This is a genomic window from Pectobacterium peruviense, assembly GCF_002847345.1.
GTDB classification, from domain to species: Bacteria; Pseudomonadota; Gammaproteobacteria; order Enterobacterales; family Enterobacteriaceae; genus Pectobacterium; species Pectobacterium peruviense.
This window is the reverse complement of the sequence record NZ_LXFV01000011.1, coordinates 1-21,090: the sequence shown is the minus strand read 5'-3', so window position 1 is coordinate 21,090 and position 21,090 is coordinate 1. Positions and strand designations below refer to the sequence as shown.

Sequence of the window (21,090 nt, the reverse complement as noted above, 5' to 3'; positions counted from 1 at the left end):
ATTTTATGATAACAACAGATAACATGACAACGACTCATCATTATCAACAACTGGTTGATATTTTTAATGATTGCTTTGGCGATGAATACAATACCCGGCTGGTAAAAGGCGACGATGAGCCTATTTATCTGCCTGCAGATGATGAACTTCCGTATCATCGAATTGTGTTTGCCCACGGTTTTTATGCCAGCGCGCTGCACGAAATTTCTCACTGGTGCATTGCTGGCCCACAGCGGCGTTTGCAGGTCGACTTCGGCTACTGGTATTGCCCTGATGGCCGCGATGCCACGACGCAAAGCCAATTTGAAGTGGTGGAAATCAAACCTCAGGCCTTCGACTGGTTATTCTGCGTTGCGGCGGGTTTTCCGTTTAACGTCAGCTGTGACAACCTGAACGGTGATTGCGAGCCAGACCGTATTGATTTCCAACGACGTGTGCATACGCAAGTGATGCAGTATTTGGAAGAGGGGATTCCTGCACGTCCGGCAAGCTTTATTCGTGCGTTACAATCGTTTTACAATACGCCACCGCTGACGGCGGCGAGTTTCCCGTATCCAGCCGATCTGTGATGAACGGAAACTGCAAAAAATTTGAGGATAAGAAATGATCGCAGAATTTGAAACGCGCATTCTGGCGCTGATTGATGACATGGTAGAGCATGCCAGCGCCGACGAACTTTTTGCTGGCGGCTATTTGCGCGGTCATCTGACAGTGTCGGTCGCAGAAGCGGAAGAGAACGGGGAACACACGCTTGAAGCTCTACATGTGCGCGTTAGCGACAGCATTAATAACGCCATCAAAAACGGTGAGCTGTCACCGCCAGATCAGGTGCTGGTTAACGGGATGTGGGAACGGCTGTTCCAGCAGGCACAAAACAGTACGCACTGATTTTCATGTGTGCTCATCGTCAGTCTGTCAGTGCTGGCTTAGTCAAGCCAGCACATCCTCTTCCTCATTAATCCTGATTTACAGGCTTGCCTTTCAGCAGTTTCCTTATCCAGAAGCGATTCGGGTTTAGCGCAGCTAGCGTATCGCGATCCAGCGGCAGCGGTTCTCCATACATTTGTGACGCCAAAATTTCTGCCGCGAGTGGGGCAGAGCAGAGCCCGCGTGATCCTAACGCACCGATAATAAACAGATCCTGCCAATAAGGTGCGCTCGGCACAGTGTTGGTGCGGTGCTGTGGATGCAGGCGATCGTCATACTCTGCCAGCGTTTGCTCATAGTCTGGCACGGCGCCAAGCAGCGGTAGATGGTCACGTAGCGCGCAGCGAACGCCTTGACGAGCCTGTGCATCGCTGACATCGACGGTTTTGGCCCAGTCTGCGTTAGGCAAACAATTCAGCAACCGTTGGCGGTTCTCCTGCTGTTCTTCTTCCCGATAATCACAATCCGCTTCACCCCGTAGATAGCTCGCCCCGATGCAGTGCGTTTGATGTTGCGGACTCACTGGCGTCAGGTAACCGTCGTAGCACAACACCTGCTTCAATTGCCCCAGTACAGGGTTAGTCGGAACGTGGCTGACTTGTCCGCGCACGGCGTAGCCGGGTAAATGGCGGGTTTGTGGCCAGTCGGTAATGTGGTGACCATTCGCCAGTACTACAACGGCATGGCTGGCCTGTTGACCCGAGCTTAAGGTGAGCGTCCAGCCGCTATCCGTTTTTTCCAGCGCGGAAACGGTAGTACTCATCTGTACCGACAGGCCGTTTTGCTGTGCCAGCTTGAGTGCATCGGCTGTCAGTTCTGCAGGACACAACCAGCCGCCGTCGGGGTAGGTAATACCGTTTACGCCGAGATTCAGGCCGCTCTGTTTTTCCAACTGTTGGGCATCCACGCTAACGACCAGTTCTTCCGGCCATTCCCCTTGCAGAATTTGCTCGATCTTACGCGCGCTTTTTTCATCCCAAGCGAGCTGACTGACGCCACACCACTGGTGTTCAAATTCCAGATCTTGCTGCGCCAGCGCCGTGTAGCTGCGGTGGGCAAAGTCAAAGGCGAGCGAGAAAAAGCGGGACACCGCATCGTGTCGGTTATTCAGCAGAGGATACAGCGCCCCTTGGCGATTACCGGATGCACCAGTGGCAGGCTGTGCCTCTGCGCAGTAGAGCGTGACGTTTGCGCCGCGCCGTTGCAGAGCCAGTGCAGTAAGCACGCTGGCGATGCCGCCGCCAATAATCGCAATATCGTCAGTCGTGCTGGCCGCGGGACGTGAATACCACGGGGTCGGCGAGGTGATAGGAAGTGCATCGGGAAGGAGACCGCTCAGCATCTCCCGCTTCTGTCCGAAGCCTTTGACTTTACTGACGTGAAAGCCCGCCTGTTGTAGACCGCGTCGCACAAAGCCTGCGGCGGTAAAGGTGGCGAATGTCCCTTCTTTACGACACAGGCGTACCATCGCCTGAAACAAGTTATCCGTCCACATATCTGGGTTTTTAGAGGGTGCAAAGCCGTCCAGAAACCAGGCGTCAACCTGATGATTCTGGGTATCATCCAGTTCAGGCAGTAAGACGTTGACGTCACCGAACCATAAATCGAGCGTGATGCTGCCTTGCGCCAGAATCAGACGGTGACAGCCTGGCAGCGCCAACGGCCACTGCTGACGCAACTCATCCGCAAATTCTGCCAGCTCCGGCCACTGCGCGTGTGCGGCAGCCAGATCGTGCTGACGCAGAGGGAATTTCTCGAAGCTGATGAAATGCAGATGTCGCAGTGTTGCTTGTGGCTGCTGTTGACGAAAGTGAGTAAAGGCTTGCCACAGCGTGAGAAAATTCAGGCCGGTGCCAAAACCGGTTTCCGCTATCACGCACGCTGTGCGCGGGTGCGTGGCGAATCTTTCAGGAAACTGATTGCCCTGCAAAAACACATAACGGGTTTCGGCCAACCCATCCTGATTAGAAAAATAGACGTCATCAAACTGTTGCGATACAGGTGTACCCTGAGCGTTCCAACTTAACGATGCGTGTTGGATGGGAAGGTTAGCCACGGCAAAAGCTCATTATTCAAGTGATGGCGAGATTTTAACGAGCTGAATATCGTGGTGCAAATTTAGCAAGAATTTCGCGATAGTTCGGCTGATCGGACTTGTTCAGCTTACAACTGTACGCTAAAGTGCGAAGCGAAATCCCAAACTCTATAAGTGGAAGAAGAGGTATTAAATGAAACGTGCAGTGATTACTGGCCTGGGGATCGTATCAAGCATTGGTAATAACCAGCAGGAAGTTCTGGCATCATTGCGGGAAGGCCGCTCGGGTATTACTTTCTCTCAAGAGCTGAAAGATTCCGGCATGCGTAGTCACGTCTGGGGGAATGTCAAACTGGACACCACTGGCCTCATCGATCGCAAAGTTGTGCGTTTTATGAGTGATGCATCGATTTATGCCTACTTATCCATGGAGCAGGCGATTCAAGATTCTGGGCTGTCTGATAAGGTTTATCAGAATAACCCACGCGTTGGCCTGATTGCCGGTTCCGGTGGTTCTGCGCGTTATCAGGTGTTTGGTGCTGACGCGATGCGTAGCCCACGTGGTCTGAAAGCCGTTGGCCCTTATGTGGTGACCAAATCAATGGGTTCTGCGGTCTCTGCGTGTCTGGCAACGCCGTTCAAAATTCACGGCGTGAACTACTCCATCAGCTCTGCCTGTGCGACTTCTGCGCACTGCATCGGTAACGCGGTTGAGCAAATTCAGATGGGTAAACAGGATATCGTGTTCGCCGGTGGCGCTGAAGAGCTGTGCTGGGAACTGGCCTGTGAGTTTGACGCTATGGGCGCACTGTCTACCAAATACAATGAGACGCCAGAAAAAGCCTCGCGTACCTATGATGCGGGCCGCGATGGTTTCGTGATCGCAGGCGGCGGCGGTATGGTCGTAGTAGAAGAATTGGAACACGCGCTGGCACGTGGTGCGCATATCTATGCAGAAGTGGTCGGTTACGGTGCGACCTCTGACGGTGCAGATATGGTTGCTCCATCAGGTGAAGGTGCCGTTCGCTGCATGAAGATGGCAATGAACGGTGTTGATACGCCGATCGATTACCTGAACTCTCACGGTACTTCCACGCCGGTTGGCGACGTCAAGGAACTGGGCGCGATTCGTGAAGTGTTTGGTGATAGCTCGCCAGCGATCTCCGCGACGAAAGCGATGACCGGTCACTCTCTGGGTGCTGCTGGCGTTCAGGAAGCCATTTACTCCCTGCTGATGCTGGAGCACAGCTTTGTTGCACCGAGCATCAACATAGAAAATCTGGACGAGCAGGCTGCTGGCCTGAATATCGTGACTGAACCAACGGAACGTAAACTGACCACGGTGATGTCTAACAGCTTCGGATTCGGTGGTACGAACGCGACGCTGGTGATGAGAAAACTCGATAAATAATCGGTTTCTTACACGGATAAATAAAACCCCGCAGGCGCAAGCCGCGGGGTTTTTGTTTTTTGGATGGTGGCAGTGATGATGAACTGCAATCGTAGTTCGAATGGGAAGAGTGCTTAGATCAACACCCAGAGTAGAAACGCAGCCACGCAGGTACTGACAATCACCAGAAACATCGGTTTATGGAACAGGGATTGCCAACTGAGCGGCAGCGAGGCAATCAACGGGTTAAACAGCGGATGCAGCAATTGTGAGGTTGCCGTCCAGTCAGTTTCCTGTGAGCGTTGAATACGTTGCGTAAATAGGAACGTCAGCAGATCGCTGACCTGCATCGGCGTTAGTGGCGTTTGTAAGCCGATGTTAAATCGATTCTGCGTGTAATCCATCAATAATTGCTGTTCCTGCGCGGTCATCGGCTGCTGTAACAGAGCCTGCAACGGAGCGAGGTTCGGGGAAAGCAGCGCGTTCTGTGTCGTCAATGACTGTGATGAGAGATTTGTTGCTGATGCTGGATTCGCGTTTGTCGCGGTAGCCGTATTCGTTGTGTTGGCTGTCAGTAGCTCCGACGACGCGCCAGCCGTTCCTGCATGGGGCTGCGTTCCCTGTGGCGTCAAAGTGGTGCGGAGCAGCGTCTGCGTCTGCTGTAGCTCAACTTGCGCTTGCAGGAACTGCGTGAGCATCGGCAGATGTTTTAACGGGATCGCATCGCCCGCGTTAAGATTCTGCATCATCATCAGATTGCTCAACACTCTCGCAGGTTGTTCCCCAGTCATGGTTGCTAAGCGGGTGACTAACTGATTCAAGCCGCGTTGTTCAGCGGGCGAGAGCGGACGTTCGGGCGAATTGGCGGCCTGAGCCGCTTGCGGCGCTGGTGCCGTTGACTGCGGAATTTGCCCATTTTGCAGCAGCGTAACAACCTGTTGTAGCTGCGTCTTATTCAGGGCGCTTAGCGTAGTGCTGCCGAACTGTTGTTGGATGAAATCACTGACGGCCTGACGATTATTCCCCTGAGACAGCATCTCTGTCAGGCGCTGGAGCAACGGCTGACGGCCGCTGTTATCTTGCGCTTGTGTTAAACGTGTCTGGAGTATTTGCTCGGCTGGTTGGTAATGGCGGGACTGTAGTTCATTATTTTCTGCCAGCCCTAACCCCTGTTTTACTGTCGTCCAGACTTCCGCCGCCTTTGACGTTGTTAGCGCGGCAACTTTAAGCACTAGATTTTCCAGCGTGGTGCGCTGCGCCAGCGTTAATGGTCGATCGCCGCTGGTGGAACCTGCGGCGTTAGAAGAGGATGCAGAAGTTGACGATGTGGTTGTAGGCGTAACCGAGCGTTCGCCGGGCAGCGGGGCACCTGGGCCACTTACAGGTTGCATATCGGTTATCCTCACTGCCGTCATGATTGAGATGAATCATAGCAATCTCCCGTGACGGCCGATAGCCATGCGTTGCCTAAAACAACACGAATCTTAAGCGGTACGCCCGAGTGGGATACGCAAACGTTGGGCGAGGATAACGCCGAGTAGTGTGATGCCCCCGCCAACCAGGTGATAATGGTGCAAAGGCTCGTGCAAAAGGCCAATTGCAATCATCGCCGTAAAGATCGGTGTCAGGTTCATAAAGATGGCGGCCTTGCTGGCTCCCAGACGCATAACCCCTTGAATCCACAAAAAAGGTGCAATGATTGAGGCCATGATGCCAGCGAAAACCACCAGCGGCAGGTTTTCGCCGTTGAGCTGTACATTATCGGTCAGCAAGAAATTGGGAATCAGCGCTATCACGCCAAAGGCAATTTGCACGTAGAGCGATACCCAGTTGGGCAGCGGGATGCTCCAGCGTTTGGTCAGCACGCCATATATTGCATAGGACAATGCGGCACAAAACATCATGAATTCACCGGGGCCGATGCCCTGTGCCAGAATCTGTTCAGGGTGTCCGCCGCTAATCAGCCAGACAATCCCTGCCAGAGACAGCAGGCTACCGAGCAGCACGCCCAGCGTGGGCGCGACGCGCAGCAGAGGAATGCTGAGCAAGACGGTGAGTAACGGCACGAGCGATCCCATTATCCCCATCATCACGGCGCTGATTGTGTGCGCGGCGTAGTAGGCCAGACTTTGATACAACACCATGCCGAGCAGACCCAACACCAGCAGTTTCCCTGCGTGTTGGCGAATGGCCGCCGCATGGTGGCGCAGGCCTGGCAGCATGAACGGCGTCATGACGAGAAACGCCAGTAACCAGCGGTAAAACGAAATGGCGGCCGGATCGATGACGGTAGCGGAGAGCTTGTTGACAATGACGTTAACTGACCAAATCAGGACGGCGATGATGGGAAATAGGGCGTTCAACGTGAGTTTCTCATAGCGAACCAGACGGAAAATGCACCGGTTGCCAGTCTGGTAGATAAAAATGGGGCAAGTGCGGCAATGGCAAACAACATAACAGAGCCATGTGATGACTATCAACCTTGTAGGCTGTCAATCCGGCATGCCCTTTAACGCAGCCTTGATAGCGTTATACCGCGGTAAATTGCCACCTATCGTAGGATCGATAGCGATACCAACCGATGGAGGAAGATATCGTATTGTAATTGCCTTGGGTTTCTGCACCATTCGGTGGCAAAATATCTCCCCGCTTTTTTGGCTGGCTACAGGTCCCGGAGAAAACAATGAAGATTCTGGTTGATGAAAATATGCCGTATGCTCGCGAGCTTTTCAGTCGTTTGGGTGAGGTTCAGGCGGTACCGGGACGCCCTTTACCGCGCGAACTGCTGGCAGGCGCTGATGCACTGATGGTGCGATCGGTTACAAAAGTGAACGCTAATCTGCTGTTTGGCTCGTCGGTAAAATTTGTCGGCAGCGCGACGGCTGGCACCGACCATGTCGATGACACTTGGCTTAACGCCAACGGCATCGCGTTTTCTGCTGCACCCGGCTGCAATGCTATTGCGGTGGTGGAGTATGTGTTTTCTTCTTTGCTGATGCTGGCCGAACGTGATGGCTTCCAACTGCGTGATAAAACTGTCGGCATTGTCGGCGTGGGGAATGTTGGCAGACGCCTTGATGCGCGCCTGAAAGCCTGGGGCGTAAAAACGCTGTTGTGCGATCCACCGCGTGCCGATCGTGGCGATGCGGGCGATTTCCTGCCGTTAGAAACGCTGGTGCGTGATGCCGACATTCTGACGCTGCATACACCGCTGTATCTCGACGGGCCGTACCGAACGCATCATTTGGTTGATGCTACCGTACTGAACGCGTTTGCGGACGGACGTATCCTGATTAACGCCTGCCGTGGCCCAGTGGTGGATAATGCTGCGTTGCTTGAGTCGCTACAGCAGGGCAAAAAACTCAGCGTGATTCTTGACGTGTGGGAACCAGAACCGACGTTATCGACCGATCTGTTGGCGCGAGTGGACGTTGGCACGGCGCATATCGCCGGTTATACGCTGGAAGGAAAAGCACGCGGTACCACACAGGTTTTTGAAGCCTGGAGCGAGTTTATCGGAACACCGCAGCAGGTGGTGCTGTCGTCGCTGTTACCTGAGCCGGACTATGCCGAAGTGACATTAACCGCACCGGTAGATGAGGCGCTGCTAAAACGTCTGGTGCATCTGGTGTATGATGTGCGCCGAGACGATGCGTTGTTGCGTCATGTCGCACATCAGGAAGGCGAGTTTGATCGCCTACGTAAACATTATCAGGAACGACGCGAATGGTCGTCACTCCATGTCATCTGCGCCGATGTTGAGAGCGCAGATTGTCTGAACGCGCTGGGATTCACCGCGTCAGTGCGAGGCGCACGCTAACGGCGTTCCGCGCGAGCATGACTCTTTTTTATCCATGAACTGACAGAGGGTGTCGCTATCGTCTGTCGGTACATTCATGATTTGTGTTTCATTCAAAATTTGGGAGAGAACCAAATGTCTGACGGCTGGAATATTGCTCTGCTGGGCGCCACGGGCGCGGTAGGCTCGGCGTTACTGGAATTATTGCAGGAACGCGAATTCCCAGTGGGTGAACTGTATCCACTGGCCAGCGAACGTAGCGCGGGTGAAACCATACGTTTTAACGGCAAATCCTGTCTGGTCACCGATGCGGCTGATTTTGACTGGTCACAGGCACAACTGGCGTTTTTTGTTGCCGGTCAGGATGCCAGCGCTCGCTACGCAGAAGTCGCGGGAGATGCAGGTTGCCTGGTCATCGACAGCAGCGGCCTATTTGCACTGGAGCCGGATGTGCCGCTGGTCGTGCCCGGCGTGAATACGCATACGCTGGCGGATTATCGTAACCGTAATATTGTCGCGGTGGCAGACAGCCTGACCAGCCAACTTCTGACGGCGATTAAACCGTTGACTGATGCGGCAGGGCTTTCGCGCCTGCACGTCGTCAATATGCTGTCAGTTTCCGCACACGGCAAAGCGGCGATAGACGATTTGGCTGGGCAAAGTGCCCGTCTGCTAAATGGTATTCCGCCTGAAGAAGGGCTGTTTCCGAAACAGTTGGCGTTCAACCTGCTGCCTTTACTGCCCGATGATGCTGGCAGCGTGCGCGAAGAGCGCAGTCTGGTCGATCAGGTGCGTAAGGTTTTGCAGGATGATGGGCTACCCGTTTCAGTGACCTGCATTCAGTCTCCTGTGTTCTATGGTCACGCACAGATTGTTCATCTCGAATCACTGCGTCCGCTGTCGGCGGAAGAAGCGCGTGACGAACTGCTCAATGCCGGAAATATTGAGGTCAGCGAGGAGCAGGATTACCCGACGCAAGTCGGTGATGCTTCTGGCAATGGGCAACTGAGCGTTGGCTGTCTGCGTAATGATTACGGTATTCCTGAGCTGCTGCAATTCTGGTCGGTCGCCGATAACGCTCGCTTTGGCGGCGCGCTGATGGCGATAGAAACGGCAGAATGTCTGGTGCAGGAGTATCTCGGGTAATGTCGGAAACCACTCAGGCGGCGGCTATTCAAGCCGCCGCCGTTGCGGAGAACGAAAGCGCCCCGCTGAAAATCGCGCTAGGCATTGAGTACGACGGTAGCCAGTATTATGGCTGGCAGCGTCAGGTCGATGTCGCTAGCGTGCAGGCCTGTCTTGAAAAGGCGCTGAGCAAAGTCGCGGATGAACCGATAGAAGTGTTTTGCGCCGGACGAACCGATGCTGGGGTTCATGGTACTGGGCAGGTTGTGCACTTCACCACGCAGGCGATCAGAAAAGATGCCGCCTGGACGATGGGCGTGAATGCGAATTTACCGCCAGATATCGCGGTGCGTTGGGTGAAAGCGGTGGATGAGGATTTCCATGCGCGCTTTAGCGCAACGGCGCGTCGCTACCGCTATGTTATCTACAATCACCGCTATCGTCCTGCGGTGCTTTCGCATGGCATGACGCACTTTTATCACCCGCTGGATGTTGAACGGATGGAGCGTGCCGGGCAGTGTCTGTTGGGGGAGAATGATTTCACCTCTTTTCGGGCGGTGCAGTGCCAATCGCGCACGCCGTGGCGCTATGTAAATCATTTAAAGGTTACACGTCACGGTGACTATATCGTGGTAGATATTAAGGCCAATGCGTTCGTTCATCATATGGTGCGCAACATTGTTGGTAGCCTGATGGACGTCGGGTGTGGCAATCGTCCCGAGTCGTGGATTGCGGAACTGCTGGCGGCCAAAGATCGTACGTTGGCTGGCGCAACCGCTCGAGCCGAGGGGCTATATTTGGTGGCGGTAGATTACCCCGCGCGTTTTGCTTTACCGCAGCCTACGATGGGGCCGCTTTTTTTAGCCGATTGATGTTTTTTACTGTAACGAGTACGTCTTTTGCGTGTTGCACGCTGCCGGATGGCCGTGGGCCAAAAGTAGTGTGTAACGCGTATTAAGGATGATGCTATTTAGCATGCTATACGCAAGGCAACACGGATAGTGCGGCTGCCTTGCGTATATCGACCGCGTGCGATCGATATACACTTTGGGAGAAGACGTTGTGATGGAATTTATACAGTTTATTATTGATTTTATTCTGCACATTGACGTTCATCTGGCGGAACTGGTGGCGCAATATGGTGTCTGGGTTTATGCCATTTTGTTCCTGATTCTGTTCTGTGAGACAGGGTTGGTGGTGACACCGTTTTTACCGGGAGATTCGCTGCTGTTTGTTGCTGGGGCGCTGGCGGCGTTGCCATCGAACGATCTAAATGTGCATACGATGGTGTTCCTGATGATTATTGCCGCAGTTACGGGCGATGCAGTTAATTACACGATTGGACGACTGTTTGGTGAGAAGCTGTTTAGCAACCCGAACTCAAAGATTTTCCGCCGCAGCTATCTGGATAAAACACATGCGTTTTACGCACGCCACGGTGGCAAGACGATAATTCTGGCGCGCTTTGTCCCGATTGTGAGAACATTTGCGCCGTTTGTCGCCGGGATGGGGCACATGAGCTATCGGCATTTTGCAGCCTATAATGTCATTGGTGCGCTGCTGTGGGTGCTATCGTTCACCTATGCAGGCTACTGGTTTGGCGATTTGCCGATAGTGCAGGAAAATCTGAAATTACTGATTGTCGCGATTATTTTTCTCTCTATCCTGCCGGGTATTATTGAAATTGCCCGTCACCGTAGAGCAGCCACGCGCGGTAATGTGAAATAAGTGAAGTATTTTAACATCCGGTTTGACCAGTTTTTTATCCACAGTCCCGGAGCGTTATGGTTTAATGGGCAGCATTTATGGTCTGTTCTTGGGAACATCCTTGATGCCGATGCCTTTGCACCGCGACTGTCGTGCGTCTCAGGCATTTTTTCATTGGCAATGTTGTCAGGGAATAACATGAACAGCGGACTGGCATTTGCCAGGTTCAAGCAGAAAGGTTATCAATGAGCTGGATTGAACGAATTCTTAACAAAAGCAATATCACACCGACCCGTAAAGCGAACATCCCTGAAGGGGTCTGGACGAAATGTGATAGCTGCGGTCAGGTTCTTTATCGTGCCGAGTTAGAGCGTAATCTGGGGGTCTGCCCGAAGTGCGATCACCATATGCGCCTGTCTGCGCGTGCCCGTCTACAGGCTTTTCTGGATAAAGAAAACACTGTCGAGCTGGGAAGCGAACTGGAGCCGAAGGATGTCCTGAAATTCCGGGATTCCAAAAAATATAAAGATCGTCTGGTTTCTGCGCAGAAACAGTCCGATGAGAAAGACGCGCTGGTCGTCATGAAAGGCACACTTTACGGCATGCCAGTTGTGGTCGCGTCGTTTGAGTTCGCTTTCATGGGCGGTTCAATGGCGTCCGTCGTAGGTGCGCGTTTTGTGCGTGCCGTTGAGCAGTCACTAGAAGACGGTTGCCCACTGGTGTGTTTCTCCGCCAGTGGCGGTGCGCGTATGCAGGAAGCGCTGATGTCGCTGATGCAAATGGCGAAAACCAGTGCGGCACTGGCAAAAATGCGCGAGCGCGGCTTGCCTTATATCTCTGTGCTGACTGACCCAACCATGGGCGGTGTTTCTGCCAGTCTGGCGATGCTGGGCGACCTGAATATTGCCGAGCCAAAAGCGCTGATCGGTTTTGCCGGCCCACGTGTTATCGAACAAACCGTGCGTGAAAAATTGCCGCCGGGCTTCCAGCGCAGTGAATTCCTGATTGAGAAAGGGGCGATTGATATGATCGTTCGTCGTCCGGAAATGCGCTACAAGCTGGCCACCATTCTTGCCAAACTGACGAATCATCCAGAACCGGGCAATGATGACGTGGAAATCCGCAGCGATGCGCCGTCTGAATCATCACAGGATGACGCATAATTGACATGATGGGCAGGGTGTGTGGCATTCGACCACGTCGTTCTCGACGGCGTGGTAATGTGCACGCTCTGCCCGCAATGAACCGTAAGCCAGTGAACGGGACTCATGGATACTCTTCAAATACCTCAAGCCACGTCACCTTTGGTCACGTGGCTTCATTATCTTGAGCACCTGCACGCTCAAGCCATTGATTTAGGCTTGGATCGCGTTAAGCAGGTTGCTGAACATCTTCACCTGCTACAGCCTGCCGCCACGATTTTCACTGTTGCGGGGACGAACGGCAAGGGAACCACCTGCTGTACGCTGGAGTCCATTCTATTAGCCGCAGGGCTACGGGTTGGCGTGTACAGTTCGCCTCATCTTGTTCGCTATACCGAGCGGGTGCGTATTCAGGGCAACGAATTGTCCGAAGCGCAGCACACGCAGGCATTTGCGGATATCGAAGCAGGAAGAGGAGCGGTATCGCTCACCTATTTTGAATTCGGTACGCTGTCGGCACTGCAACTCTTCAAGCAAGCGAATCTGGATGTCGTCATTCTTGAAGTGGGATTAGGCGGGCGTCTGGATGCGACCAATATTGTGGATGCGGATGTCTCTGTGGTCACCAGCATTGCTATCGACCACACCGACTGGCTAGGTAACGATCGGGAGAGCATCGGTCGTGAGAAAGCGGGGATATTCCGACAGAACAGACCCGCCGTCGTTGGTGAGCCCGATATGCCAGGAACCATTGCCGATGTTGCCGCTGAGAAAGGCGCATTGCTGCGCCGCCGTGGTCGCGACTGGGAGTTTTCAGTTCAGCGCGAAACATGGAGCTGGCAGGACAAGCAGCGTGAATTGTCTCGCCTGCCACTCCCTAATGTCCCACTGCCGAATGCTGCCACTGCACTAGCTGCACTACACTATTCTTCACTCAACGTGAGCGAAGAGGCGATTCGTCAAGGCTTACAGCGCGCAGCATTGCCGGGGCGTTTTCAAGTGGTGCAGGAATCACCGCGGTTGATTCTTGATGTTGCACATAATCCTCATGCGGCGGCGTATCTGGCAAACCGTCTGGCTGGGTTGCCGAAAACCGGAAAAATGCGGGCTGTTGTCGGCATGCTGTCGGATAAAGATATCGCGGGTACGCTGGCCCACTTAACGTCGTTGATTGATGAGTGGTATTGCGCACCGTTAGAAGGCCCGCGCGGCGCAACGGCGCAGCAGATTGCCGAGCATCTGACGCGCAGTCAATCATTTCCCGATGTCGTTACCGCCTGGCAGCAGGCGATGTCTGACGCGACGGAGCAGGATATTGTCATTGTGTGTGGATCTTTTCATACGGTAGCGCATGTGATGGAAGCGCTGGATGAGGAGAAGGTGAATGGCGAGTAAATTTCAGAATCGCCTGGTCGGCACGGTTATTCTGGTCGCGCTGGGCGTGATCGTCTTACCTGGCCTGCTGGACGGTAAGAAGAAGCACTACGAAGACGAGTTTGCGTCGATTCCGCTGATTCCTAAGCCGGGTGACAGCAATGAGATGGAATCGCTGCCTGCGCTGAATCCGTCGTTGCCAAGTCAGCCACCGGAAGGGGCGGAAGCGGCGATGCAGAACAGTGCGGAAGCCGAAGCACCTGAAACGAAATTACCTGAAACCAAGGCTCCCGAAACCTCCACGCCGCCAGCATCGTCTCGTGCAGGTACGAATACGCCAGCCATGACGGCTCCGCCGGTGGTGGTCGAGCGTCCACCAATTCAGACGACAACGCCAGTGACGCCAAAGCCTCAGCCAAAACCTGAGGTGAAGCCAGAAGTGAAATCGAAGCCAGAGCCTAAACCGGAACCCAAACCGGAAACTAAGCCGGAAGTGAAACCAGAAACGCAGCCGACGCCGCAAGCACCTGTCGGACAGGCCTATATTGTGCAGCTTGGTGCGCTGAAAAATGCGGATAAGGTGAACGAAATTGTCGCGAAGCTTCGTCTCTCTGGCTATCGCGCGTATACCGTGCCGTCAACGCCAGTTTCAGGACAGATCACCCGTATTTATGTCGGACCGGATGCTTCGAAGCAGAAGTTAGAGTCTTCGTTGGGCGAACTGCAACAGCTCAGTGGACTCAGCGGGCAGGTACGAGCACATTCCGTTCGTTAAGATTACGAGCATGATAATAACGTGATGGATTGTCCGTAATTTGTCACGTCAGTAAGCAAAAACAGGCGGCGGGGATGAGGTTCACACCAGTGATACTCGGCCCCGTAGCTGTTTTAAGAGACCTGTAGTTAGTTTTGATATGCCGATAGGTAATAGAATCAGGCATGACGTGGTGTCGGTTTTTTCGCCTGATTATCTATCGATGAAATCGGCGGAAATACGCTACGCAAACGTTTTCTTTTTCTGTTAGAATGCGCCGCGAACAGGATGACGTAGCGGCTTATCGGTAGCATCGTTCATTATTAGGATAGTTCATGGTTTGGGTTGATTACGTCATTATTGGCATCATCGGGTTTTCGGCTCTGGTTAGCCTGATCCGGGGGTTTGTTCGTGAAGCGCTGTCGTTAGTAACCTGGGGATGTGCTTTTTTTGTTGCCAGTCATTACTACGCCTACCTCGCGATCTACTTCACCCGTTTTGATGATGAACTGGTGCGTAACGGCATTGCGATTGCCATTCTGTTTATTGCCACGTTGATTGTGGGAGCTATCGTCAACTACGTGATTAGTTCACTGGTTGAACGTACCGGATTATCCGGCACCGATCGCGTTCTGGGCATCTGTTTTGGTGCGCTGCGCGGGGTGCTGATCGTTTCCGCACTGCTATTCTTTCTGGATACGTTCACCAGTTTTTCACAAAGTGATGACTGGAAGCAGTCCCAGTTAATCCCACAGTTCAGTTATATTATCAGGTGGTTTTTTGACTACCTGCAAAGCACGTCAAGTTTCTTGCCGCAGCATTTACCGCTGCGGTAGCGCTGATGAGGAAAAGACACCATGTGCGGTATTGTCGGTATCGCCGGTTTTACACCGGTCAACCAGTCGATTTATGACGCGTTAACGGTGTTGCAACACCGTGGGCAGGATGCTGCGGGCATTGTAACCATCGATGCCTTTAACTGTTTTCGCCTGCGTAAGGCCAATGGCCTGGTGAAAGATGTGTTTGAAGCGCGGCACATGCAACGCTTACAGGGAAACATGGGGCTTGGCCATGTGCGCTATCCGACAGCGGGCAGTTCCAGCGCCTCGGAAGCACAGCCTTTCTATGTTAACTCTCCGTTCGGCATCACGCTGGCTCACAACGGTAACCTGACTAACGCCCACGAACTGCGTAAAAAGCTGTTCGAGCAGGAGCGTCGTCACGTTAACACCACGTCTGATTCTGAAATTCTGCTGAATATTTTCGCCAGAGAGCTGGACCGTTTCCAACATTACCCGCTGGAAGCCGATAATATTTTTGCGGCCGTTGCCGCAACGCACCAGCAAATTCGCGGTGCCTATGCCTGTGTTGGCATGATTATCGGTCATGGCATGGTGGCATTCCGCGATCCTAACGGGATTCGTCCTCTGGTTATCGGTAAGCGCGATCTGGAAGATGGCCGCAGCGAATATATGGTTGCGTCTGAAAGCGTCGCACTGGATACGCTGGGCTTTGAATTTTTACGTGATGTTGCGCCGGGAGAAGCGATCTACATTACGGAAAAAGGGCAGCTGTTTACCCGCCAGTGCGCAGAGAATCCAAAGAGCAACCCGTGCCTGTTCGAATATGTCTACTTCGCTCGCCCGGACTCTTTCATCGATAAAATTTCAGTCTACAGCGCACGTGTTCGCATGGGTCAGAAGCTCGGCGAAAAGATTGCGCGTCAGTGGGAAGATCTCGATATTGATGTCGTGATCCCGATTCCTGAAACCTCTTGTGATATCGCGTTGGAAATTGCGCGGATTATCAACAAGCCGTACCGTCAGGGATTCGTGAAAAACCGCTATGTTGGCCGCACCTTTATCATGCCAGGACAACAGGCGCGTAAGAAATCTGTGCGCCGTAAGCTGAACGCGAACCGTGCCGAGTTCCGTGACAAAAATGTGCTGCTGGTCGATGACTCTATCGTGCGCGGTACAACGTCTGAGCAGATTGTAGAGATGGCGCGTGAAGCCGGAGCTAAACGTGTTTATCTGGCCTCTGCGGCACCGGAAATTCGCTTCCCTAACGTGTATGGTATCGATATGCCGAGCGTTAATGAACTGATTGCCCACGGTCGCGAAGTGGATGAGATTTGTAAGATTATCGGTGCCGATGAGCTGATATTCCAGGATCTCGACGATCTGATCGACGCGGCGCGTGAAGATAATCCGGATATTGTTCAGTTTGAATGTTCAGTGTTCAACGGAATTTACGTGACCAAAGACGTCGATCAAGGCTATCTGGATTACCTGGAAGCGCTGCGTAACGACGATGCCAAAGCGTTGCGTAGCCAGAATGAAGTCGAAGATCTGGAACTGCACAACGAAGGTTAACGGCTAGCTGTACGGTAGGGCTGGTTTTATTGAAGGGGGAGGGCGCGAAAGTGTTCTCCCCCTTCTTGTATATAGAAAACAGACCGTATGTAGAAAACACGTTGTATATAGAAAACCTCGCTGTATGTAAAAACATCATTGCGGTGCTTATCCTTGCTTATCCTTGCTTATCGCTAATCAATGCGGCAAAGTTTGCGCAGATGATTTTTCCGCGTATCGGCGTACGCGGTCAGCCAGAGGCAGTATGAATGAAGCGACTCATTGTAGGGATTTCCGGTGCCAGCGGTGTCATTTACGGCATCCGACTGCTACAGGTGTTACAGATGCTGGAAGGCATCGAAACCCATCTGATTATGAGCCAGGCCGCCCGGCAGACGCTGGCGCTGGAAACGGATTTTAGCCTGCGTGATGTACAGGTGCTGGCCGATGTAGTGCATGACACGCGGGACATCGCTGCTAGCGTTTCTTCGGGGTCGTTTAAAACGGCGGGGATGGTAATTTTGCCCTGTTCGATAAAAACCCTTTCCGGCATTGTGCACAGCTACAGCGACAATCTGCTGACCCGTGCCGCCGATGTGGTGCTGAAGGAGCGTCGTCCTCTGGTGTTGGGGGTGCGTGAAACGCCATTGCATTTAGGGCACTTACGGCTGATGACTACCGCCGTTGAGCTAGGCGCGATAATTATGCCGCCGGTGCCTGCGTTTTATCATCGCCCAGAAAGTGTGCAGGATATTGTCGATCAGACGGTGAATCGTATTCTGGATCAGTTTGATATCGACCTGCCGAAAGATCTCTTTACTCGCTGGCAGGGTGCGTCATAGCAGGATAGGTGGCAAGACTCGTTATTTTTCTCTCATGGGGTAGTAAACCTTTACTGCCCTTTTTTTGTGCCTTTTTATCACATTGCACCAATTTTGCGCACAAGAGCACTTAAATAGTGCATTTGGATTTTTGTATTCGCACCAATGTTATCTATTCTTATTGTTACGTACTCCCCAAAAAAACTCAGAAAAATTTTCCTAATCAAATGGTTAACCATCATTTTCTGCGTATTTTGCTCATCAGCTTTTTACAACAACCTTACGTTCATTGTGGCATGAATACTGCTTATGAAAACTGTAATAGTCGGCGTAGAAAACAAATAGCACTCATATCGTTCATATTTAAAGCAATAAATCGGTATGTCTTCCGACATTGACGACACATGACATCAATCACTCATGATAAGGGTAGCAATATGAAGAAACTGATCAAAGTTTTGCCGTTGGCACTTATTCTGGCTGCAGGCAGCGCCATGGCAGAGATTCCTAAAAATATTAAAATCGGCACCGATCCTACCTATGCTCCCTTTGAATCCAAAAATGCCAGCGGCGAACTGGTTGGGTTTGATATCGATCTGGCGAAAGAGCTGTGCAAGCGTATCGAAGCTAACTGTACGTTTGTAGAAAGCGACTTCGATGCGTTAATTCCTTCTCTTAAAGCTAAAAAAATTGATGCCATTATCTCTTCTCTGTCCATTACCGAAAAACGTCAGCAGGAAATCGCTTTCACAGAGAAGCTGTATGCTGCTAATGCACGCCTGATTGCGAAAAAAGGCGCGAGCATCGAGCCAACGCTGGCTTCTCTGGGCGGCAAGCGTGTTGGTGTATTGCAGGCATCAACGCAGGAGGCTTTTGCCAACGCGAACTGGCAGCCAAAAGGTGTTGAAGTTGTCGCTTATCAAAATCAGGATCTGATTTACGCCGATCTGGGCGCAGGTCGTATCGATGCGGCATTTCAGGACGAAGTGGCAGGAAGTGAAGGTTTCCTGAAACTCGATATGGGCAAAGATTATGCGTTTGCTGGTCCGGCAGTAAAAGACGATAAATTCTTCGGGGTCGGTACCGGTATGGGTCTGCGTAAAGCGGATACCGAACTGAAAGCGGCGCTGGATAAAGCCTTTGAAGCGATGCGTAAAGACGGTACTTACGACACCTTCGCGAAAAAATACTTCGATTTTGACGTCTACGGCGGCTAAGTTCGCCATAACGATTCATATCTCTTTATCACAGTACCATTTTATCACCGTACTATTGTGTAGCGAGATTGTAGGGCAATGCGACACGGGAATGTTCCTCCCGTGTCGTGTTCCTGACCGATAACGCACTGAGCCCTATTTTCAACGGATATAATCGATGCTCTATGGCTATTCCCAGCTAATTCTGGATGGTGCCATCATGACGCTGGAGCTGGCGGTGAGTTCGCTACTGCTGGCGCTGGCTATCGGCCTGATTGGCGCGTCGGCGAAGCTGTCTTCTAATCGCCTGCTGGCAGGGTGCTTTTCCTGCTATACCACGTTGATTCGCGGCATCCCCGATTTGGTGCTGATGCTGCTGATTTTTTATGGCCTGCAAATTGTCTTAAACGGCGTGACGGAGTCGATCGGTCTGGAGCAGATTGACATCGATCCTTTGACCGCAGGCGTTATTACGCTGGGCTTTATTTACGGTGCCTATTTCACGGAAACCTTTCGTGGCGCGTATCTTGCCGTGCCGCGCGGACAAATCGAAGCCGCTGTCGCATTCGGTTTCTCTCCCATGAAGGTGTTCCGTCGTATTCTGTTTCCATCCATGATGCGTTTCGCGCTACCGGGTATCGGTAATAACTGGCAGGTGATCCTGAAAGCGACAGCGTTGGTGTCATTGCTTGGCCTGAATGATGTGATTAAGGCGACGCAGTTGGCCGGCAAGGGAGCGCACGAACCGTTTTATTTCGCGCTGGTTGCTGGGGCGATGTACCTGATTTTCACCACCGTTTCTAACGGCGTGTTGTGGTGGCTGGAAAGGCACTATTCGCAGGGAGTCAAGAAAGTAAATTATGAGTGAGATCCTGCAACAATATTGGCAACCGCTACTGTGGAGCGATGGTTACCGCCTGACCGGGTTGGCGATGACACTCTGGCTGCTCATTTCCTCGGTGGTCATCGGTGGTCTGATGGCGCTGCCGCTGGCAATTGCTCGCGTGTCGCCGCGACGCCGGTTCAGTCTTCCGGTTTGGCTATTTACCTATATTTTCCGTGGCACGCCGCTCTACGTACAGCTTCTGGTGTTCTATTCTGGCGTATATAGCTTAGAAATCGTTCGTGGCACCGATCTGCTGAACGCCTTTTTTCGCAGCGGGCTGAACTGCGCTATTTTAGCGCTGGCGCTCAATACCTGTGCATACACCACAGAGATTTTCGCGGGGGCAATTCGCTCTGTACCCCATGGGGAAATTGAAGCGGCCAGAGCCTACGGCTTTTCCCGTTTTAAGCAGTATCGCTGCATTATTTTGCCCGGTGCGTTGCGTATTGCGCTGCCAGCCTACAGTAACGAAGTGATTCTGATGCTGCATTCGACGGCGCTGGCTTTTACTGTAACCGTGCCGGATATTCTGAAAATTGCCCGTGATATTAATGCAGCAACCTACCAGCCGTTTTATGCGTTCGGTATTGCTGCTGTCATCTATCTGGCGATCTCATTTGTGTTAATTGGGCTGTTCAGAAAGGCGGAACGGCACTGGTTACGTCATCTTTATACCCGTTCATCTCATTAAACGCAGGAAAAAAGCATGTCGAATAACAAACTGATGGTGACGGAACTGCGTAAACGTTATGGCCAGCATGAGGTGCTCAAAGGGATCTCATTGCAGGCAAAAGCGGGCGATGTTATTTCGATTATCGGGTCGTCTGGTTCAGGGAAAAGTACCTTACTGCGCTGCATTAATTTTCTGGAAAAGCCCTGTGAAGGGGCGATTTACGTCAGCAATGAGGAAATCCGTATGGTGCGCGACACTGACGGACAGTTGAAGGTCTTTGATAAAAAGCAGCTTCAGATGCTGCGGACGCGCCTGACGATGGTATTTCAGCACTTCAACCTGTGGAGCTTCATGACCGCGTTAGAGAACGTGATGGAAGCGCCGATTCAGGTATTAGGGCTCAGTAAAGCGGAAGCGCGTGATAGGGCTATTTTCTATCTGAATAAGGTCGGGATCACGGATTCTGCTCAACAGAAATACCCGTCGGATCTTTCCGGTGGTCAGCAGCAGCGTGTTTCGATTGCGCGGGCGTTGGCGATGGAGCCAGAAGTACTGCTATTTGATGAACCGACGTCGGCACTCGATCCTGAACTGGTCGGTGAGGTGTTGCGCATCATGCAGCAGCTTGCGGAGGAAGGGAAAACGATGGTGGTGGTAACGCATGAGATGGAGTTTGCCCGCCATGTTTCCAGCCACGTTATTTTCCTGCACCAGGGTGTGATCGAAGAGGAGGGGCCACCGGATCAACTTTTTAGTAGCCCGAAAAGTGCGCGTTTGCAGCAATTTCTGTCAGGCGCGTTGAAGTAGATTTTGGGGCTGATGATTATCAGCCTCAGACGTTTCTCTCAAATAAAACGGTGATAATGGAATAGAAGAGTAAAGCGTCCGCGCCAAGGATGGCGCGGCT

20 protein-coding genes are annotated in these 21,090 nt (G+C 52.5%); 17 read left to right on the top strand and 3 right to left on the bottom strand.

What is annotated here, in order from left to right:
- Window positions 1-23: 23 nt before the first annotated feature.
- Together A0G03_RS09760 and A0G03_RS09755 are read left to right on the top strand one after the other, a co-directional pair.
- Window positions 24-569 (top strand): elongation factor P hydroxylase, encoded by a 546-nt coding sequence (locus A0G03_RS09760; protein WP_048261669.1) that lies wholly within the window; start codon window positions 24-26, stop codon window positions 567-569.
- 34 nt (window positions 570-603) lie between these two features.
- On the top strand, window positions 604-888 hold the full coding sequence (locus A0G03_RS09755; protein WP_048261186.1) for a YfcL family protein: 285 nt from the start codon (window positions 604-606) through the stop codon (window positions 886-888).
- 67 nt (window positions 889-955) lie between these two features.
- Here the strand turns inward: A0G03_RS09755 and mnmC are convergent, their stop codons facing one another.
- The gene (gene mnmC, locus A0G03_RS09750) at window positions 956-2,983 is read right to left on the bottom strand and encodes a bifunctional tRNA (5-methylaminomethyl-2-thiouridine)(34)-methyltransferase MnmC2/FAD-dependent 5-carboxymethylaminomethyl-2-thiouridine(34) oxidoreductase MnmC1 (RefSeq protein WP_048261184.1); all 2,028 of its coding nucleotides are present in this window, start codon (window positions 2,981-2,983) and stop codon (window positions 956-958) included.
- A gap of 172 nt (window positions 2,984-3,155) precedes the next feature.
- On the opposite strand from mnmC, the gene fabB reads away from it, so the two are divergent.
- Window positions 3,156-4,373, top strand: a complete 1,218-nt coding sequence (fabB, locus tag A0G03_RS09745) for a beta-ketoacyl-ACP synthase I (protein WP_048261182.1) — start codon at window positions 3,156-3,158, stop codon at window positions 4,371-4,373.
- A 113-nt stretch (window positions 4,374-4,486) separates the two neighbouring features.
- Here fabB and flk read toward each other — a convergent pair whose 3' ends face one another.
- Window positions 4,487-5,743: a flagella biosynthesis regulator Flk gene (gene flk / locus A0G03_RS09740; RefSeq protein WP_048261181.1), complete on the bottom strand. Its 1,257-nt coding sequence runs from the start codon at window positions 5,741-5,743 to the stop codon at window positions 4,487-4,489.
- 93 nt (window positions 5,744-5,836) lie between these two features.
- Window positions 5,837-6,715 (bottom strand): DMT family transporter, encoded by an 879-nt coding sequence (locus A0G03_RS09735; RefSeq protein ID WP_048261179.1) that lies wholly within the window; start codon window positions 6,713-6,715, stop codon window positions 5,837-5,839.
- A 320-nt stretch (window positions 6,716-7,035) separates the two neighbouring features.
- On the opposite strand from A0G03_RS09735, the gene pdxB reads away from it, so the two are divergent.
- From pdxB to hisP, 14 genes are all read left to right on the top strand, one after another.
- Window positions 7,036-8,172 carry a 4-phosphoerythronate dehydrogenase PdxB gene (gene pdxB / locus A0G03_RS09730; RefSeq protein ID WP_048261178.1) on the top strand — a complete coding sequence of 379 codons (1,137 nt, stop codon included), beginning with the start codon at window positions 7,036-7,038 and terminating at the stop codon, window positions 8,170-8,172.
- A 114-nt stretch (window positions 8,173-8,286) separates the two neighbouring features.
- Window positions 8,287-9,297 carry an aspartate-semialdehyde dehydrogenase gene (locus A0G03_RS09725; RefSeq protein ID WP_048261176.1) on the top strand — a complete coding sequence of 337 codons (1,011 nt, stop codon included), beginning with the start codon at window positions 8,287-8,289 and terminating at the stop codon, window positions 9,295-9,297.
- A complete protein-coding gene (gene truA, locus A0G03_RS09720; protein WP_080965249.1) occupies window positions 9,297-10,148 on the top strand; it encodes a tRNA pseudouridine(38-40) synthase TruA in 852 nt (283 codons plus the stop codon). The genes A0G03_RS09725 and truA overlap by 1 nt, the downstream gene beginning before the upstream one ends.
- A gap of 193 nt (window positions 10,149-10,341) precedes the next feature.
- Complete coding sequence (locus A0G03_RS09715; RefSeq protein WP_048261175.1) at window positions 10,342-11,004, top strand: DedA family protein; 663 nt, start codon at window positions 10,342-10,344, stop codon at window positions 11,002-11,004.
- Between the two features lie 224 nt (window positions 11,005-11,228).
- The gene (gene accD, locus A0G03_RS09705) at window positions 11,229-12,146 is read left to right on the top strand and encodes an acetyl-CoA carboxylase, carboxyltransferase subunit beta (protein WP_005969895.1); all 918 of its coding nucleotides are present in this window, start codon (window positions 11,229-11,231) and stop codon (window positions 12,144-12,146) included.
- Between the two features lie 105 nt (window positions 12,147-12,251).
- Entirely contained in the window at window positions 12,252-13,520 is a 1,269-nt protein-coding gene (folC, locus tag A0G03_RS09700; RefSeq protein ID WP_048261171.1) for a bifunctional tetrahydrofolate synthase/dihydrofolate synthase, read from the top strand.
- Window positions 13,510-14,274: a cell division protein DedD gene (gene dedD / locus A0G03_RS09695; RefSeq protein ID WP_048261170.1), complete on the top strand. Its 765-nt coding sequence runs from the start codon at window positions 13,510-13,512 to the stop codon at window positions 14,272-14,274. Before folC ends, dedD begins: the two co-directional genes overlap by 11 nt.
- A gap of 314 nt (window positions 14,275-14,588) precedes the next feature.
- Window positions 14,589-15,089: a colicin V production protein gene (gene cvpA / locus A0G03_RS09690; protein ID WP_048261168.1), complete on the top strand. Its 501-nt coding sequence runs from the start codon at window positions 14,589-14,591 to the stop codon at window positions 15,087-15,089.
- A gap of 21 nt (window positions 15,090-15,110) precedes the next feature.
- Entirely contained in the window at window positions 15,111-16,628 is a 1,518-nt protein-coding gene (gene purF / locus A0G03_RS09685) for an amidophosphoribosyltransferase (RefSeq protein ID WP_048261167.1), read from the top strand.
- Window positions 16,629-16,876: 248 nt separating this feature from the next.
- Window positions 16,877-17,449 carry a UbiX family flavin prenyltransferase gene (locus tag A0G03_RS09675; RefSeq protein WP_048261164.1) on the top strand — a complete coding sequence of 191 codons (573 nt, stop codon included), beginning with the start codon at window positions 16,877-16,879 and terminating at the stop codon, window positions 17,447-17,449.
- A 416-nt stretch (window positions 17,450-17,865) separates the two neighbouring features.
- Window positions 17,866-18,645, top strand: coding sequence for a lysine/arginine/ornithine ABC transporter substrate-binding protein (locus tag A0G03_RS09670; protein WP_048261162.1), 780 nt, complete (start codon window positions 17,866-17,868; stop codon window positions 18,643-18,645).
- A 157-nt stretch (window positions 18,646-18,802) separates the two neighbouring features.
- Window positions 18,803-19,492 (top strand): histidine ABC transporter permease HisQ, encoded by a 690-nt coding sequence (locus A0G03_RS09665; protein ID WP_048261160.1) that lies wholly within the window; start codon window positions 18,803-18,805, stop codon window positions 19,490-19,492.
- Window positions 19,485-20,201 carry an ABC transporter permease gene (locus tag A0G03_RS09660; protein ID WP_039298370.1) on the top strand — a complete coding sequence of 239 codons (717 nt, stop codon included), beginning with the start codon at window positions 19,485-19,487 and terminating at the stop codon, window positions 20,199-20,201. Before A0G03_RS09665 ends, A0G03_RS09660 begins: the two co-directional genes overlap by 8 nt.
- Before the next feature lie 15 nt (window positions 20,202-20,216).
- Window positions 20,217-20,990 carry a histidine ABC transporter ATP-binding protein HisP gene (hisP, locus tag A0G03_RS09655; protein ID WP_048261158.1) on the top strand — a complete coding sequence of 258 codons (774 nt, stop codon included), beginning with the start codon at window positions 20,217-20,219 and terminating at the stop codon, window positions 20,988-20,990.
- The last annotated feature ends 100 nt before the right edge of the window (window positions 20,991-21,090 follow it).

What these genes read in the sequence shown, in the direction of transcription:
- A0G03_RS09760 (WP_048261669.1), top strand. Translation starts at nt 24, where the DNA reads ATGACAACGACTCATCATTATCAACAACTGGTTGATATTTTTAATGAT.
- A0G03_RS09755 (WP_048261186.1), top strand. Translation starts at nt 604, where the DNA reads ATGATCGCAGAATTTGAAACGCGCATTCTGGCGCTGATTGATGACATG.
- fabB (WP_048261182.1), top strand. Translation starts at nt 3,156, where the DNA reads ATGAAACGTGCAGTGATTACTGGCCTGGGGATCGTATCAAGCATTGGT.
- flk (WP_048261181.1), bottom strand. Translation starts at nt 5,743, where the DNA reads ATGCAACCTGTAAGTGGCCCAGGTGCCCCGCTGCCCGGCGAACGCTCG.
- pdxB (WP_048261178.1), top strand. Translation starts at nt 7,036, where the DNA reads ATGAAGATTCTGGTTGATGAAAATATGCCGTATGCTCGCGAGCTTTTC.
- A0G03_RS09725 (WP_048261176.1), top strand. Translation starts at nt 8,287, where the DNA reads ATGTCTGACGGCTGGAATATTGCTCTGCTGGGCGCCACGGGCGCGGTA.
- truA (WP_080965249.1), top strand. Translation starts at nt 9,297, where the DNA reads ATGTCGGAAACCACTCAGGCGGCGGCTATTCAAGCCGCCGCCGTTGCG.
- A0G03_RS09715 (WP_048261175.1), top strand. Translation starts at nt 10,342, where the DNA reads ATGGAATTTATACAGTTTATTATTGATTTTATTCTGCACATTGACGTT.
- accD (WP_005969895.1), top strand. Translation starts at nt 11,229, where the DNA reads ATGAGCTGGATTGAACGAATTCTTAACAAAAGCAATATCACACCGACC.
- folC (WP_048261171.1), top strand. Translation starts at nt 12,252, where the DNA reads ATGGATACTCTTCAAATACCTCAAGCCACGTCACCTTTGGTCACGTGG.
- dedD (WP_048261170.1), top strand. Translation starts at nt 13,510, where the DNA reads ATGGCGAGTAAATTTCAGAATCGCCTGGTCGGCACGGTTATTCTGGTC.
- cvpA (WP_048261168.1), top strand. Translation starts at nt 14,589, where the DNA reads ATGGTTTGGGTTGATTACGTCATTATTGGCATCATCGGGTTTTCGGCT.
- purF (WP_048261167.1), top strand. Translation starts at nt 15,111, where the DNA reads ATGTGCGGTATTGTCGGTATCGCCGGTTTTACACCGGTCAACCAGTCG.
- A0G03_RS09675 (WP_048261164.1), top strand. Translation starts at nt 16,877, where the DNA reads ATGAAGCGACTCATTGTAGGGATTTCCGGTGCCAGCGGTGTCATTTAC.
- A0G03_RS09670 (WP_048261162.1), top strand. Translation starts at nt 17,866, where the DNA reads ATGAAGAAACTGATCAAAGTTTTGCCGTTGGCACTTATTCTGGCTGCA.
- A0G03_RS09665 (WP_048261160.1), top strand. Translation starts at nt 18,803, where the DNA reads ATGCTCTATGGCTATTCCCAGCTAATTCTGGATGGTGCCATCATGACG.
- A0G03_RS09660 (WP_039298370.1), top strand. Translation starts at nt 19,485, where the DNA reads ATGAGTGAGATCCTGCAACAATATTGGCAACCGCTACTGTGGAGCGAT.
- hisP (WP_048261158.1), top strand. Translation starts at nt 20,217, where the DNA reads ATGTCGAATAACAAACTGATGGTGACGGAACTGCGTAAACGTTATGGC.